The 16,811-nt window shown below is 35.8% G+C and carries 15 protein-coding genes; 14 read left to right on the top strand and 1 reads right to left on the bottom strand.

Annotated elements, in window-relative coordinates:
- Positions 1 to 214 precede the first annotated feature (214 nt).
- Positions 215 to 1,348 (bottom strand): radical SAM family heme chaperone HemW, encoded by a 1,134-nt coding sequence (gene hemW, locus ACGH4F_RS02885; protein ID WP_411589926.1) that lies wholly within the window; start codon positions 1,346 to 1,348, stop codon positions 215 to 217.
- Between the two features lie 187 nt (positions 1,349 to 1,535).
- Here hemW and ACGH4F_RS02880 point away from each other — a divergent pair, with 187 nt between their 5' ends.
- The 14 genes from ACGH4F_RS02880 to murG all read left to right on the top strand — a co-directional run bounded on the left by ACGH4F_RS02880 (position 1,536) and on the right by murG (position 16,810).
- Positions 1,536 to 2,408, top strand: a complete 873-nt coding sequence (locus tag ACGH4F_RS02880; protein ID WP_267352350.1) for a D-hexose-6-phosphate mutarotase — start codon at positions 1,536 to 1,538, stop codon at positions 2,406 to 2,408.
- A gap of 176 nt (positions 2,409 to 2,584) precedes the next feature.
- Positions 2,585 to 2,869, top strand: coding sequence for a 50S ribosomal protein L25 (gene rplY, locus ACGH4F_RS02875; RefSeq protein ID WP_065558900.1), 285 nt, complete (start codon positions 2,585 to 2,587; stop codon positions 2,867 to 2,869).
- A 191-nt stretch (positions 2,870 to 3,060) separates the two neighbouring features.
- Entirely contained in the window at positions 3,061 to 4,521 is a 1,461-nt protein-coding gene (gene zwf / locus ACGH4F_RS02870; RefSeq protein WP_267361429.1) for a glucose-6-phosphate dehydrogenase, read from the top strand.
- A gap of 12 nt (positions 4,522 to 4,533) precedes the next feature.
- Positions 4,534 to 5,232 (top strand): 6-phosphogluconolactonase, encoded by a 699-nt coding sequence (gene pgl, locus ACGH4F_RS02865; RefSeq protein ID WP_267380874.1) that lies wholly within the window; start codon positions 4,534 to 4,536, stop codon positions 5,230 to 5,232.
- 478 nt (positions 5,233 to 5,710) lie between these two features.
- Positions 5,711 to 6,157 (top strand): division/cell wall cluster transcriptional repressor MraZ, encoded by a 447-nt coding sequence (mraZ, locus tag ACGH4F_RS02860; RefSeq protein ID WP_065558897.1) that lies wholly within the window; start codon positions 5,711 to 5,713, stop codon positions 6,155 to 6,157.
- Positions 6,158 to 6,172: 15 nt separating this feature from the next.
- Positions 6,173 to 7,111, top strand: a complete 939-nt coding sequence (gene rsmH, locus ACGH4F_RS02855; protein WP_267361431.1) for a 16S rRNA (cytosine(1402)-N(4))-methyltransferase RsmH — start codon at positions 6,173 to 6,175, stop codon at positions 7,109 to 7,111.
- Positions 7,101 to 7,484, top strand: a complete 384-nt coding sequence (gene ftsL / locus ACGH4F_RS02850; protein WP_267352346.1) for a cell division protein FtsL — start codon at positions 7,101 to 7,103, stop codon at positions 7,482 to 7,484. The genes rsmH and ftsL overlap by 11 nt, the downstream gene beginning before the upstream one ends.
- A complete protein-coding gene (ftsI, locus tag ACGH4F_RS02845) occupies positions 7,484 to 9,238 on the top strand; it encodes a peptidoglycan glycosyltransferase FtsI (protein ID WP_267361433.1) in 1,755 nt (584 codons plus the stop codon). Before ftsL ends, ftsI begins: the two co-directional genes overlap by 1 nt.
- Before the next feature lie 12 nt (positions 9,239 to 9,250).
- A complete protein-coding gene (gene murE / locus ACGH4F_RS02840) occupies positions 9,251 to 10,798 on the top strand; it encodes a UDP-N-acetylmuramoyl-L-alanyl-D-glutamate--2,6-diaminopimelate ligase (RefSeq protein ID WP_267380872.1) in 1,548 nt (515 codons plus the stop codon).
- Positions 10,795 to 12,159, top strand: a complete 1,365-nt coding sequence (gene murF / locus ACGH4F_RS02835; protein ID WP_411589925.1) for a UDP-N-acetylmuramoyl-tripeptide--D-alanyl-D-alanine ligase — start codon at positions 10,795 to 10,797, stop codon at positions 12,157 to 12,159. The genes murE and murF overlap by 4 nt, the downstream gene beginning before the upstream one ends.
- Before the next feature lie 10 nt (positions 12,160 to 12,169).
- Positions 12,170 to 13,252: a phospho-N-acetylmuramoyl-pentapeptide-transferase gene (mraY, locus tag ACGH4F_RS02830; protein ID WP_267352342.1), complete on the top strand. Its 1,083-nt coding sequence runs from the start codon at positions 12,170 to 12,172 to the stop codon at positions 13,250 to 13,252.
- 23 nt (positions 13,253 to 13,275) lie between these two features.
- A complete protein-coding gene (murD, locus tag ACGH4F_RS02825; RefSeq protein WP_411589924.1) occupies positions 13,276 to 14,610 on the top strand; it encodes a UDP-N-acetylmuramoyl-L-alanine--D-glutamate ligase in 1,335 nt (444 codons plus the stop codon).
- Positions 14,607 to 15,758, top strand: coding sequence for a cell division protein FtsW (ftsW, locus tag ACGH4F_RS02820; RefSeq protein ID WP_411589923.1), 1,152 nt, complete (start codon positions 14,607 to 14,609; stop codon positions 15,756 to 15,758). The genes murD and ftsW overlap by 4 nt, the downstream gene beginning before the upstream one ends.
- Complete coding sequence (gene murG, locus ACGH4F_RS02815) at positions 15,758 to 16,810, top strand: undecaprenyldiphospho-muramoylpentapeptide beta-N-acetylglucosaminyltransferase (RefSeq protein WP_411589922.1); 1,053 nt, start codon at positions 15,758 to 15,760, stop codon at positions 16,808 to 16,810. Before ftsW ends, murG begins: the two co-directional genes overlap by 1 nt.
- Position 16,811 lies beyond the last annotated feature (1 nt).

Here is a 16,811-nt window from a genome sequence, read left to right as displayed (position 1 = left end):
ATGTGGGTGGCAGATAAAAAAAGTCCCAATAACTAGGTTATTGGGAAAACATAAGGAATAGGAAAACAATGAAATAAATACATTGTCGGATATATTATGCACTATTTTTTAGTAAATGTATGTAACTCGATGTAAATTTTTTTCTAAAATGTTTGTATTTATAATGTTAAATTTGCGTAAAATTCAAAATAATTATTATAAATCAACTAAATAGTTATAAAAAAATCTCAAGTAAAGAATTTAAAAATAATTTTCCTTGTTCAGTTATTTTCCAATATTCTTTATCCTCAGTAAGGTAATTTTTTTCAATTGCTAAATTAATTTGCCTGTCAATTGTTTGTAAAGGTAAAAAAGTCCGTTGCTCAAATTCAATTTTAGGTGTTGCTTCAAATAATCTAAAACGATTCATAAAAAATTCGAATGCAAGATCTTCCTTTGGTACGGTATAAAATTTTTCGATATAACACCCTTCAAGATACCCTTTGGGATGACGTGTTTTTACGGTACGAATAATGTCCCCATTAGGTTGGGTTATTTTACCATGTGCACCACACCCAATCCCTAAATAGTCACCAAATCGCCAATAATTTAAATTATGCTGGCATTTCAATTCCGGTTTTGCATAAGCCGACGTTTCATATTGTTGATAACCATGTTGAGTTAACAATTGGTGTCCAACTTGATAAATTTCCCAAAGTTTATCATCATCAGGAAGGACAGGTGGTTTAGATCCAAAAAGTGTATTAGGCTCAATGGTTAATTGATACCAAGATAAATGGGGAGGATTAATGGCTATGGCTTGTTTAAGATCAAACAAGGCATCATCTAAACTTTGATTGGGAAGTCCATGCATTAGATCTAAATTAAAACTGTCCAATTTTAGTTTATGTGCTAATTTCCCGGCATTGATTGCTTCTTGGGGATTGTGAACGCGTCCTAATCTGATGAGTTTATCAGTTTGAAAACTTTGAACTCCAATTGAAATACGATTTATTCCTGCTTGTTGATAGCCTGTAAATCTTTCTGCATCAACAGAATTTGGATTAGCTTCGATGGTGATTTCGGCCTGTTTTTCAATTGGAATTAGTTCATTAATTTTGGTTAACAGATGATCAATCAATTCGGCTGAAAATAAACTTGGCGTACCACCGCCGATAAAGATCGAATGGATCGAGCGTTCAGGACAAAGAGCTATATCTTGCTGTAAATCTTTAATCAAATGATCAATATAAGCACGATAATCAGGTGTTTTTTTGATGGTATGAGAATTGAAATCACAATAAGGACATTTTTGTACACACCAAGGCATATGTATATATAAGCTAAGTGGAATTTTATATGAAAACATCTGCCTATCCTGAAACTTAATAGCGGTTGATGAATGGTTATATAAATGTTGCACTATTTTACTTCAATTCATGAAAAAAAGCTTTTTTTTACTATTTTGGTATTTTTAAATTTCGTGTAAAGAGCGTACAATCACGATTAATTTTCGATATTAATTATCGATTAGACTATTTTTTGTAGGAGAAAGTATGAGTATTGTTAACGATATCTTGGATAATGGTTTGTCAGCAGCGTCAATAAGCCCTTCAGTAAAACAATCGCATTTTGGTGAATTACCCATTTTAACGGTTAACCATAAAACATGCACGGCAGCGATATCACTACAAGGTGCGCATTTATTATTTTGGCAACCTTCAACCGAAACGTCCCCAGTTATTTGGTTAAGTGAAAAAACCTTTTTTAAAAAAGGAACGGCTATTCGTGGCGGTGTACCCATTTGTTGGCCTTGGTTTGGGCAATTAGGTAATCCTTCACACGGTTTTGCACGTATTGTTGAATGGACGTTAGACTCATGCAAGGAAGATGCTAATGGTGTCGATATCATCTTGTCATTAACGAATAATCCCCAAACTGAATCCTATTTTGCCAAACCTTTTAAAATTTGGTTAACGATTCATGTCGGCAAGAGCTGTGAAGTTACATTAAGTTGTCAAGGTGATTTTGAGGCAACAAGTGCATTACATACTTATTTTGGTATTAGTGATATCGATGATGTGACTGTTAAAGGGTTAGGTAATACTTATCAAGATCGTTTGTCTGTTGAAAATAAACCAACAATTAATGGACAATTAACCTTTAATCAAGAAGTCGATCGTATTTATACCCATGCTGAAAACACCCTAACCATAAATGATACTAGTCGAACAATTGAGCTCACAAACATTAATGCTAGTGATGTTGTTACATGGAATCCATGGACAGATAAAGCTAAAGCGATGGCTGATTTTGATGACCAAGAATATAAAAAGATGGTGTGTGTTGAAAGTGCGTGTATTAATCAAACACTTAAATTATCACCAACACAAAAAACGTCATATGGCTTTAAAATTAAATTGGTCTAATATTGCATAGCGAGTTATGTTTAAACGCAATCAATTCTATTGACCAATTGATTAATTGTTTGCGTTTACAAGCATAACGCTTTATAATCCTCAAGCTTTTTAAAGCGCCAATTTCATAACCAACTACTGGGTCGCCTGTAATTGGTTTTTTATTTAAATAACATAGAGAAATAAACATGTTTACATTAAAAGCAGAAGTTAGAAAAGAGCATGGTAAGGGTGCGAGCCGCCGCCTGCGTCACGCTGGTCAATTCCCAGCTATTATTTATGGTGGAACTGAACCTGCAATATCTGTTGTGCTTGATCACAACCATATTTTCAATATGCAAGAAAAACCAGAATTTTATTCTGAAGTGCTCACTATTGAAGTTGACGGTAAAGCGGTTAAAGCAAAAGTACAAGCTGTACAACGTCATCCATTCAAGCCTAAATTAGTTCATATGGACTTTGTGCGCGTTTAGATTCACGCATTGGTGTATCATCCAATAATGCTTCTAACAAAAGGTCACCCAGACGGTGACCTTTTTGTTTTTGTGTTAGATTAAATTAGGCAAATGCCTATTGTTATGATTTATAGCATTAACTGGGTGACACTGACAACTCAACATAATAGAATAAAACATATTGATATCATTTTAGTTAGGAGAAAACCATGTCTGATGTCCCAGTTTGCAATTTAGTCATTTTTGGCGCTAAAGGGGATTTGACAAGGCGTAAATTATTACCATCTTTATATCAATTAGAAAAGTATGGAAAACTGCCTGAAGAAACCAAAATATTAGGGGTTGGTCGTGCAGATTGGGATAAATCTGCTTACAGTGAAGTGGCTAAAGAAGCACTTACAACATTTATGTCAGAACCATTAGATGAAGATATTTGGCAACGATTTAGCCAACGTCTTAATTTTCATAAGTTAGATGTTAATGATATCGCTGGTTTCAACGATTTAAAAAATAAACTCGAGCAGAATCGTACAGCAATTTTTTATTTTGCAATGCATCCGGGGACTTTCGGTACAATTTGTAAAGGTTTAGCGCACGCTGGATTAAACCAAAAACACAATCGAATTGTAATGGAAAAACCCCTTGGTACGGATTTGCAATCATCTCGTGATATTAATGATTCTGTTGCACAATTTTTCGATGAATCGCAGGTTTATCGTATCGACCATTATTTAGGAAAAGAATCGGTTTTAAACCTTTTAGCTTTACGTTTTGCTAATCCGGTTTTTGCCTCTTTATGGAACCGTAATTCTATCGATCATGTCGAAATTACCGTTGCTGAACAAGTTGGCATTGAAGGTCGATGGGGTTACTTTGATAAAGCTGGTCAAATGCGTGATATGGTTCAAAATCATTTGTTACAAATTTTGACAATGATTGCGATGTCTCCACCGGCTAATTTGAAAGATGAAAGTTTGCGTAATGAAAAAATAGCGGTGCTCAATGCGCTAAGACCTATTGATAAGACAAACCTTCATGATAAAGTTGTTCGTGGTCAATATACATCAGGATTTGTTAATGGAATAAACGTACCAGGTTATCTAGAAGAAGATGGCGCTAATAAAGAAAGCAGCACAGAAACATTTGTTGCTATTCGAGTTGATATTGACAATTGGCGTTGGGCTGGTGTGCCTTTCTATTTACGTACAGGAAAACGCTTAGCGAGCAAATGTGCGGAAGTCGTGGTTTATTTTAAATCATTGCCTTTGAATATATTTAGTGAATCCTATCCTGCATTACCACAAAATAAATTAACCATTCGCTTGCAACCTGATGAAGGCTTGGACATTGAAATTCTGAACAAAGTACCGGGTTTAGATAGCACACATAATTTACAAACGACTAAACTTGATTTAAGCTTTAATGAGGCTTTTCAACAGCATAGTGCCGATGCTTATGAACGACTATTGCTTGAAGTAATGCGAGGTCGCCAAGCATTGTTTGTTCATCGTGATGAAGTAGAAGCGGCTTGGAAATGGGTAGACTCTATTATTAATGCTTGGAATTCGGAAAAAGAGCCGCCGAAAACTTACCAAGCTGGTACTTGGGGACCGGTTGCTTCTGTTGCTTTAATTACAAAAGATGGGCATTCTTGGCACGAATTTGAATAAAGGAACATCAATATGTTTACACTTAATAGATATGCAAATAGTCAGGTTTTAAATGAAGAACTCACTGCTCGTATAGTGAATGATCTTAAGCAGGCTATTGAACAAAAAGGTCATGCATCTATTGCGGTTTCGGGTGGTAAAACGCCTATTCCTTTATTTACTTTGCTTAGTCAACAAGACTTAGCATGGAATCGCGTTTATATCACTTTGGTTGATGATAGATGGGTCGATGATACGGATGATGCCAGTAATGAAAAATTAGTCATGACTTATTTATTACAAAATAAAGCAAAACTTGCTAATTTTGTTGGTTTAAAAAATAGTTGTGATAATCCGTTTGATGGTGCTGAAGTTACAGAACAGCTTTTAGATAAAGTACCGATGCCTTTTGATGTTTTGATTTTGGGAATGGGTGAAGATGGTCATACTGCCTCGCTGTTTCCGGGAGCTGATAATTTAAAATTGGGCTTGGATATGCACTCAAATCGAAAAGTGATTGGTATGACACCCTTAACGGCACCACTTGACCGTATCACTCTAACACTGCCTATCATATTAAGTAGTAAAAATATTTACTTACATTTAGTCGGTGAAAGTAAAATTAATGTGTTAGAACAAGCTGAACAAGGTACCGATTTTAACCAGATGCCAATAAGGGCAGTTATACAGCAAGACAACGTTAATGTGATAGGATTTTGGGCTCCTCGCTAATTAATTTTTGTTTGCCAACCAACAGGTTGGCAAATATCTATCTTTAATATTACTTTGATTTTAATGAAATTAATACACAACTAGTTGCTGTGAATTTAATTTTTTAATCAAAGTTGTTATCTGTTTATTGTCATCAATACTGTTTTACCTTTCTTAATATCTGCAATGTTTACATTTTATACATGTTAATAATCTTGGTTAGCAAAGATAAGTTTAGTTGAACATTCAAATAATCTTAAATTTTACAGAGTGATGACCTTTTTTTAATTAACTTAATATAAAACCGATAGTTAATTCGCAACACGCTAATGAAAAAATCCAACTGCAATTATTAAAAAATTAATTAATTAAATATCTATTATTTTGTAAATTTTTGTGGTAAAAAGTGGGATAAAGTGGTAATAAAGTACAAATTATTTAATATTTTGATTTATAACAAATAAAAATTAGCAAAATTTTCATGAATAAGGGCGCTTGAATGTTTAGTGGTGCAATTTCAGTCAATATCGATAGTAAAGGGCGAATGGCTATCCCCACTCGCTATCGGGAATTATTGTCTGAAGGCATGGTATGCACAATTGGTTTATATCATCCTTGTCTTGCCCTTTATTCGATGACTGAGTGGAAAATGATTGAACAACAACTTTCGACTTTATCCTCTATTGTCGAAGCGGAACGAAGGATCAAACGCCTATTATTAGGTTATGCAACCGAGTGTTCAATGGATAATTCCGGTCGAATATTATTACCACAAACGTTACGTACCTACGCTAAGCTAGAAAAACTGACAATGTTTGTTGGACAATCCAATAAATTTGAAATCTGGGATGAAGGAATATGGTATCAACAAATTGGTGAGGACATTGCCGCTTTGCCAACCGATATGGAAAACTTATCCAGTAATTTGAAAAGTTTAACAATTTAATATGAGTAAAAATTGATGGATTATCAACATACTACAGTTTTATTGAACGAAGCGATAGACGCATTAAATATTAAAAAAGATGGCATCTATGTTGATGGAACCTTTGGACGAGGTGGACATTCACGTCTCATACTTGAACAACTTGGCGAACAAGGTAGATTAATCGCTATTGACCGTGATGAACGAGCTGAATTAGCAGCAAAAAAAATTGTTGACCCTAGATTTACTTTTATTCGAGGAGAATTTTCCAATGTATATCAATACATTGATAATTTAGGTCTATTAGGTCAGATAGATGGTTTTTTATTAGATTTGGGGGTATCTTCGCCACAACTGGATGACCCTGAACGGGGTTTTTCTTTTATGCGTGATGGCCCTCTCGATATGCGTATGAATATTCATCAGGGTTTGACAGCAAGTGAATGGTTACTTAAAAGTGATGAAGATGATATAGCTTGGGTGTTAAAAACTTTTGGCGAAGAAAAATTTGCGAAACGAATCGCAAAAGCAATTGTTGAACAGAATAAAGTTTCGCCTATAACCCGAACATTGGAATTGGCGAATATCATTGAAAAAGCGACACCAAGAAAAGATAAAAATAAACATCCTGCAACACGTAGCTTTCAGGCAATTCGTATCTATATTAATAGCGAATTAGAAGAAGTAGAACATGCGTTAAATAATAGTCTGTCAATTCTTGCGAATGAAGGAAGACTTGCTGTGATTAGCTTTCATTCTTTAGAAGATAGAATTGTGAAACAGTTTATAAATAAACAAAGTAAAGGTCCTGTTTTACCAGCGGGATTGCCACTAACAGAGCAACAAATAAAACAATATGGCAGCGCTAAATTAAAGTCACTTGGAAAAGTTAAACCAAGTCCTAATGAAATTGATCATAATCCACGTGCTCGAAGCGCAATACTGAGGATAGCAGAAAAGAAAAATGAACACTAACCCAAACAGTGAAAGTTATCAAGACAATATCTACGTTGAAGTAGATAGTCAAAGAAAACCGAATAAAAGCTTGTTTGGCTTAATTATTGGTGATTTATTTGGTCATCAAAAAATGTCCTTATTTCTATTGTTACTGATTGTCGTATCAGCTGGTGCAGTACTAATTACAACGCAACAAGTTCGCAAGCAGTTATTTGAACGTGAGCAACTTTTGTTAGAGCAAGATGTATTAGAAAGTGAATGGCGTAATCTAGTTATCGAAGAAAATGTACTTGCCGATCCAAAACGCGTAGAAGCTAAAGCTAAAAATCAACTAGGGATGTCTTACGTGACTCCTGAAAATGAAACCGTGATAGTGATAAAGAGTAAATAATGAAAATTCTCACTAAAAACAAGAAAGCGGTTAAAACTAATAAATTGAATAGTAAAAAGCAGTTTTTTGCACCCGGGCGATTTTATGTTGTCTACAGTTTAATTATTGCTGCCATTATTGCGCTTATTATTCAAATGGCAATTTTACAAATCATTCATCCTGATAAACTGATTGCTGAAGGTAATAAACGTTCTTTACGTCGTCAGGATATGGATGCACCAAGGGCTATGATAACTGATCGTAACGGGCGAGCATTGGCCGTGAGTGTACCGATGTATGATGTTTGGGCTGATCCAAAATTAGTTATTCAAAAAGGTGGCGTGAATACGAATGATGCAAGATGGCAAGGATTAGCAAAAGCATTAAATATACCAATAGCCATACTGGAGCAAAAATTAAGTAATCCATCGATGCGATTTGTTTATTTATCCAGACAAGTTACGCCAACAATATCGGATTATTTGAAAAAGTTAAAGTTACCGGGAGTTGCATTTGCTAAGACCTCGAAGCGTTTTTACCCGGCAGCTGAAAGTATTGCCCAATTAATCGGTTTAACGGATACCGATGAAAACCGTAATGAGAAAGGATCAGAAGGGATTGAAAAAAGTTATAACAAATGGTTAACCGGTGAATCGGGTCAACGAATAATAAGACGAGATAGATTTGGACGCGTCATTGAGGAATTAGAGCGCACTGAGAGTGAAAAGGCATCGGATTTAGTATTGAGTATTGATGAACGCTTACAGTCTTTGGTTTATAGCGAGCTTAGTCAGGCTGTTGAGTTTAACAAAGCTGACAGTGGTACTGCGGTCTTAGTTGATGTTCATACAGGAGAGATTTTAGCGATGGCAACAAGTCCATCGTATAACCCAAATAATCGATCATCAATTAATTATAATTCATTGCGAAATCGTGCGGTTACTGATGCATTTGAACCGGGTTCGACCGTAAAACCGCTGGTTGTAATGGCCGCTTTAGAAAAAAAGATTGCAGATCTTAATACGATAGTTGATACCAGACCTTTTTATGTCAATCGCTATGAAATCAAAGATGTGTCATATCAAAAATCCCTGAATTTGGCAGGAATTTTAGAAAAATCAAGTAATGTCGGTGTCAGTAAACTCGCATTACAAATGCAACCCGCCGAACTAGTTGAATATTATAGTCGTTTCGGGTTGGGACAACCCACATCACTGGGTTTAGGCGGTGAAGTCAGTGGTTCAATTGCAGCAGATAGAGCGCGAAAATGGGCGGATATTGAACGAGCTACCTTTTCTTTTGGTTATGGTTTAAGTGTCACGCCATTACAATTAGCAAGAGCGTACGCAACTATCGGGAATTATGGGATTTATCGACCTGTTTCGATATTAAAAGTCACTGAACCAGTGCAAGGTGAACGAGTTGTACCCGAAAAAATTGCTAAAACGGTAGTCCAATTAATGGAAGCTGTTGCTGTCACTGGTGGTGGTACAAAAGCTTCTGTACCAGGCTATAGTGTTGCTGTTAAAACTGGTACGGCAAAAAAATTATCTGGTGGGCGCTATGTTAATCAATATTTAGCCTATACAGCAGGCATTGCGCCAGCAACAGCACCAAAATATTCTCTGGTTGTTGTGATTGATAATCCTAAAGCGGGTCAGTATTACGGTGGCTCTGTATCAGCACCTGTTTTCAGCCGAATTATGGGGGGAGTTTTAAGAACTATGAATGTCAAACCAGATCGCCAAGTTGATGGCCAAATGATTATTTATTGATAGGTGGTATTAATGGCTACATGCACATTTAAAACTTTATTTAGTTTATTAGGTGGAAATAAAGATCAAGCGATCAAAGATTTTTCGCTCAATCATATATGTATTGATAGCCGTATGGTCAATAAAAATGATGTGTTTGTCGCTATCAAGGGAAATGTCGTTGATGGTAAATCATTCATTCCTCAAGCTTTAGAAGCTGGTGCGGTGACTATATTAATTGAAACAAATAGAAAATCTGATGATTTACGTATCAATTATATCAAGCATGGAAAAAGAAATATTCCTCAGGTTAAAGTTTTTCAACTATCTAAAAAACTTTCTAGCATTGCTGATCATTTTTACCATTCACCTTCTAAAAAATTATCTGTTATTGGTGTGACAGGTACTAATGGTAAAACGACAGTCACTCAGCTTATTGCCCAATGCGTTAATCTGTTAAATCAGAAAGTTGCACTTTTAGGAACGATTGGAAATGGGATCTATAATCATCTTCAACCGTCAAACAATACAACGGCTTCATCCGTTGAAATTCAAACATATTTAGCCGATTTTGTTAAAAAACATGTCAAAGTGGTTTCCATGGAAATTTCTTCGCATGGTTTAGTGATGAATCGTGTCAAAGGTGTTACGTTTGCTGCAACAGTTTTTACTAATTTAAGTCGAGATCATCTTGATTATCACAAAACAATGGGTAAATACGCTAAGTCAAAATGGTCGTTATTTACGCCTAATAATAAAGAAAGACAAGTCGAAAGTGCAGGCAAAGCAATTATTAATTATGATGATAATTATGGGAAACGTTGGATTGAAAAGCTTTCTCAGGTAACAGCCGTATCGTGTCAACCCAAATCGTTAAGTAAATTAAAAAACTTAAATATACCTTATGTTGGTGTGTCGATGATTGAATATCATGATAAGGGTGCCAAAATTCATATGCATTCTAGTTGGGGCGATACTATTATACACAGTCGTTTATTGGGTGAGTTTAATGTCTCAAATTTATTATTATGTGTAGCGACGCTATTAACGCTTGATTTCCCATTTTTTGCTGTTGTGAATATGGCTTCATTTCTCAAACCTATTTGTGGGCGAATGGAGGTTTTACATGCCAATAATAGCCCGACATTTATTGTGGATTATGCTCACACGCCAGATGCTTTACAAAAAGCACTTCAAGCAAGTCGTATTCACTGTAAGGGTGCATTATGGGTTATTTTTGGTTGCGGTGGTGATAGAGATGTAGGCAAAAGACCTTTAATGGGAGAAATCGCTGCGCAATATGCTGACAAAATTATTTTGACGAATGATAACCCACGAACAGAAGATGAAACAAAAATTATTGATGATATTCAGCAAGGTATCATCAATAATTCAAATGTTCAGATTATTACTGACAGAGTACAAGCAATCAAAAAAGCACTTGCAGAAGCAAAAGCAAATGATGTGATATTAATTGCGGGTAAAGGTCATGAAGATTACCAAATCGTGGGTCACACGAAACATCACTATTCAGACCAAGAAACAGTGAAACAGCTTTTAGGGGTAGAGAATCAATCATGATTCCATTAAATATTAAGCAAATCAGAACAATTGTAGACGGTGAATTATTAAATATTCATGACGGAAATTTTACGATTGATGTTATTAGTACTGATACACGTACAATTACAAAACAATCACTTTTTATTGCACTTGTTGGTGAGAATTTTGATGGTCATCATTTTGCCGAACAAGCAATTAAAGATGGTGCCGTTGCCGTGATCGTAAATCACCCAATTGATGATAATTCTATTCCACAAATAGTGGTTAAAGACACACGTCAAGCGTTGGGGCAAATTGCCGGTTTTATTCGTCAACAAAGTTCCGCTAAAATTGTTGCCTTGACCGGCTCATCGGGTAAAACGTCAGTTAAAGAAATGACGGCAGCCATTCTACAAAATTGTGGAACAACGCTTTATACTCAAGGTAATTACAATAATGACATTGGCGTACCATTAACACTATTGAGATTAACAAAAGATGATCAATTTGCTGTGATAGAACTAGGTGCTAATCATATTGGTGAAATTGCTTATACAACTCAGTTAGTTCATCCACAAACAGCATTAATTAATAATATTGCAGAAGCGCATATTGAAGGTTTTGGTTCACTTGAAGGTGTCGCTACAGCGAAAGGTGAGATTTTTGAAGGGTTGACTAAAGATGGTATTGCTATCATCAATTTAGATAGCTGTTCAGATAAATGGTTTGAGCAATTAACAGATAAAACTGTTTGGACTTTTTCATTAGAGAATCCATTAGCCAATTTCTATGCAAGTCATATTAAAATGGCAGATGTGACCACATTTAAATTACATACACCGTTTGGTGAATGCGAAATCCAATTACCATTAATAGGGTTACACAATGTTTCAAATGCAATTGCAGCTTCAGCTTTAGCGATTTCTGTCGGAGCAAGCTTAGATTGTATTCAACAAGGATTATCAACATTAAAACCAGTTAAAGGAAGGCTTTTCCCGATTAAATTAAACCAAAATCAATTAATTTTGGATGACACTTATAACGCCAATGTGGGTTCAATGTCTGCTGCAATTAATGTTCTGGCAAAACAATCGGGCTATAAAGTTTTCGTCGTTGGCGATATGGGTGAATTAGGGCAAGACGCTCAAAAATATCATCAACAAATTGGCACATTAGCTAAACAACAAAAACTTGATTGTGTTGTCAGTGTCGGTAAATTGAGCCAATTCATTAGCCAAGCAAGTGAAGTCGGTCATCATTTTTATAATAAACAAGATGCAGCAGATTACCTTATAACGTTATTGCGTCAGTATCCAACCTTAACCATGCTAGTTAAAGGTTCTCGCAGTGCTAAAATGGAAGACGTTATAGAACTAATTAAACAACAAAAAATAAATTAGGATTAAAATTATGTTGGTTTGGATATCAGAATATTTAGTGAAATATTTTACCTTTTTTAATGTATTTTCTTATTTAACCGTAAGAGCTATTTTGGGTCTATTAACCTCGCTAACGATATCGTTAATAATGGGGCAAAAAGTCATTGATTGGTTACAAAAATTACAAATTGGACAAGTAATACGTAATGATGGACCGGAATCCCATTTAAGCAAAAAAGGAACGCCAACAATGGGCGGGACGCTAATCGTTGCGTCGATTTCGTTATCAGTATTTCTTTGGGCAGATTTACGTAATCCTTATGTTTGGGTGGCGTTATTTGTCCTGATTGGTTATGCCATTATTGGCTTTACTGATGACTACTTAAAAGTTATTCGAAAAAACACGGCAGGTCTTATCGCTAGATGGAAATATTTTTGGCAATCTGTTATTGCATTTATTGTTGCCTTTGGCCTTTATGTATATGGAAAAGATAGCTCAGTAACCGTGTTGGTTGTCCCTTTTTTTAAAGATGTCATGCCTCAGTTGGGATTAGTATTTATTTTACTCACTTATGTTGTGATTGTTGGGTCAGGTAATGCTGTTAATTTAACGGATGGACTTGATGGACTTGCAATTATGCCAACGGTATTTGTGGCAGCGGGCTTAGCGCTGGTATCGTGGGCGACAGGGAATACAATTATTGCAGAATATTTGCATATACCTTATATCAAATTTAGTGGTGAATTAATGATTGTCTGTACTGCTATCATTGGTGCAGGGCTTGGTTTTTTATGGTTTAACACTTATCCCGCTATGGTATTTATGGGTGATGTCGGTTCATTGGCTTTAGGTGGAGTACTTGGAATTATCGCCGTACTTTTACGCCAAGAATTTTTATTACTCATTATGGGGGGAATATTTGTTATTGAAACCCTATCTGTCATTTTACAAGTAGGTTCATTTAAATTGCGTGGCAAACGAATTTTTAGAATGGCTCCAATTCATCATCATTATGAATTAAAAGGGTGGCCAGAACCTCGAGTTATTGTACGTTTTTGGATTATTTCGTTAATGCTCGTCTTAATTGGTTTATTAACCTTGAAATTACGTTAATTAAATTAAATCAGGATTGAATCATGATTCGCTATCAGGGTAAAAATGTTGTTATCATTGGGTTAGGTGTCACAGGGCTTTCTTGTGTTGACTATTTTCTTGCGCAAAATGTTATTCCTAAAGTAATTGATACTCGTTTATTACCTTCAGGATTAGAACAACTGGATCAACGAGTTGCCTATCATTTAGGCGATTTAAATGTCGATTGGCTATTCGATGCTGATTTAATAATTGTTAGCCCTGGTATCGCTTTATCAACCCCTGAACTCAAACAAGCTGCCGATAAAGGTATCGAAATCATTGGCGATATAGAGCTTTTTTGTCGTGAAGTTAATCAACTACCTAATAAAAAGATTGTGGCAATCACAGGCGCTAATGGCAAAACGACGGTGACGACATTAGTTGGTGAAATTGTTAAGTCTACAGGTATCAAAGTGGGTGTCGGTGGCAATATAGGTCAACCTGCACTATCTTTACTGGCTCAAGATTGCGATGTGTACGTACTTGAGCTGTCTAGCTTTCAGCTTGAAACCACGCACAGTTTGCATGCAACGGTTGCAACGATATTGAATATCTCAGAAGATCATATGGATAGGTATCCTTTAGGACTCAAACAATATGTAGAGGCGAAACAACGAATTTATGTGAATGCAAAATACTGTGTAGTAAATCATGATGATAAACTAACTTTTCCAAAAGAAAAAGATAGTCATAATGTGTTATTTGGCTTACATTCAGGCGATTATCATCTGGATGATGATTATGCACATTTGATTGCGCAGGAAAAGCCCGTTTTATCGACTAACACAATGAAACTAACGGGAAGCCACAATTATCTCAATGCGTTAGCAGCATTAGCTATTGCAGATAAATTATCAATATCACGACAATCTAGTTTAGCAACAATAGCCAACTTTCATGGTTTACCTCATCGTTTTGAATTAGTTTTGGAACAAAATGGGGTCAAATGGATTAATGATTCTAAAGCAACCAATGTAGGTAGTACGGAAGCTGCTTTAAAAAGTGTCGTATGTCATGGAAAATTATTTTTATTGCTTGGTGGTGATGGAAAATCAGCTGATTTTTCTCCATTAATTCCATATCTAAAAAATAGTCATCTTGAGATTTTTTGTTTTGGTCGAGATCGTGAGTTATTAGCAAAATTAGCACCCAAAATCACAACAATGACTGCGACATTAGCTGAGGCTATGCAAATAATCGCTCAAAAAGTAGAGGTTAACGATATTGTTTTACTCTCACCAGCTTGTGCAAGTTTAGACCAATTTAAAAACTATATAGAGCGAGGAAATCAATTTGCACTTTTGGCTAAACAATATGCGCAAAGGAGTGAAAAATGATTTCGTTGGCTATAAAAAAGCAAGTTAATCCTCACGTCCCTTTTGATAATCAATTGCTTTGGACGGTATTTGGATTGATGATATTCGGATTAGTTATGGTGACATCAGCATCAATGTCATCGAATGATAGTAATCCTTTTTTCTATACTCAGCGTGAACTCATACAGCTGGGTATTTCACTTGTTTTAATGTGTATAACGTTATCGATCCCAATGAAACGTTGGCAGCAATTTGGAACAGTATTACTCATTATGACAATTATCATGCTTGTTGCTGTTTTAGGCGTAGGGTCTTCCATTAATGGCGCAGCAAGATGGATTCCGCTAGGCGTTTTTAACTTTCAACCGGCCGAGCTTGCTAAATTGGCTTTATTTGTATTTTTAGCAAGTTATTTGACTCGAAAGTCAGATGAAGTACAAAATGGATTTTGGGGCTTTTTCAAGCCAATGGTCGTTATGGCTGTGCTTTCCATTTTGCTATTACTTCAACCCGATCTAGGCACAGTGATTGTATTATTTATTGTTACTATCGGAATTCTATTTATCGCTGGTGCAAAGTTGTGGCAATTTATCGCTATTTTATCGACAGGTGTTGCAGCGGTTGTCAGTTTAATATTATTTGAATCATACCGTTTAAAACGGTTATTAACATTTCTTAATCCTTGGGAAGATGCTAATGGTGTAGGTTACCAGTTAGTGAATTCATTAATAGCAATTGGTAATGGAGGATTTGCTGGGCAAGGAATGGGTAACTCGATTCTGAAATTAGGTTATTTACCTGAACGCCATACCGATTTTATTTTCGCTATTATTTCGGAAGAATTTGGTTATCTTGGCGTCGTTTTCCTGCTGACATTACTTTTTTCTCTGGCTTTTAAGGGATTGGCGATTGGGTATCGAGCATTAAATGAAGGATTACAATTTTCTGGCTATTTAGCTTGCCAAATCGGTATTTGGTTTGGTTTTCAAACCTTTGTTAATGTGGGGGTAACATCTGGAATGTTACCTACTAAGGGATTAACGTTACCTTTCATTAGCTATGGTGGATCGAGTTTAATTGTAATGAGTGTGGCTGTGGCGATCCTACTTAGAATCGATTTTGAATTTAGACAACAACAAGCCCAAGCAAGAATAAGGTCAATAAAGTAATGAAAAAATTATTAGTTATGGCAGGTGGTACAGGTGGACATGTTTTTCCAGGTATTGCCGTTGCGCATTATTTAATGAAACAAGGCTGGCAAGTCAGATGGCTTGGCACAGCAGATCGAATGGAAGCGCATTTAGTCCCTGAAAATGGCATCGAGATTGATTTTATAGAAATATCAGGTCTACGCGGTAAAGGAATTGGTGCAATGCTAAAAGCACCTTATAAAATCTTAAAAGCGGTTCTACAAGCCAGAAAAATCTTAAAAACTTATCAACCGGATGTTGTACTTGGTATGGGAGGGTATGTGTCTGGGCCGGGTGGCATTGCAGCGAAGACATTAGGAATTCCTGTCGTATTACATGAGCAAAATGGTGTAGCAGGGTTAACTAATAAGTGGCTTGCAAAAATTGCAACTAAAGTTTTACAAGCATTTCCGACAGCTTTTCCAAAAGCTGAAGTAGTAGGAAATCCTGTTCGTGACGATTTATTAACTATTGCTGAACCTAACGAACGTTTTGAAAATCGTCAAGAACCAATTAGAGTTTTAGTCATGGGCGGAAGTCAAGGGGCAAAAGTACTCAATGATGTTGTTCCTCAGGTAATGACAAAATTATCCGATAAATTTGTTGTTTGGCATCAAACAGGAAAAGGCATGCTAGAACCTGTTATGCGAGCTTATCAAGATTGTGATATGACAAAAAATAAAGTGACTGAATTTATTACTGATGTAGCAGAAGCCTATCGTTGGGCGGATATTGTGATTTGTCGCAGTGGGGCATTAACGGTAAGTGAAATCGAAGTTGTCGGCATTGGTGCGATTTTTGTCCCTTTTATGCATAAAGATCGCCAACAATTTTGGAATGCTAAATCGCTTTCAGATATTGATGCTGCAAAGATTATTGAACAACCTGACTTTAATAGCGAATCATTGATGAGTGTGTTAAGAAATTTAAATAGAGATAAATTAATCGAAATGGCGGTTAAGGCGAAAAGTCTATCTATTACAAATTCTACCGAAAGAGTGGCGGATACGATAAAATCAGTGATAAAATAAT

Origin of the sequence: Gilliamella sp. CG35, assembly GCF_046635745.1 — a bacterium.
Lineage (GTDB): Bacteria > Pseudomonadota > Gammaproteobacteria > Enterobacterales > Orbaceae > Gilliamella > Gilliamella apicola_I.
This window is presented reverse-complemented; position numbering and strand designations above follow the sequence as displayed.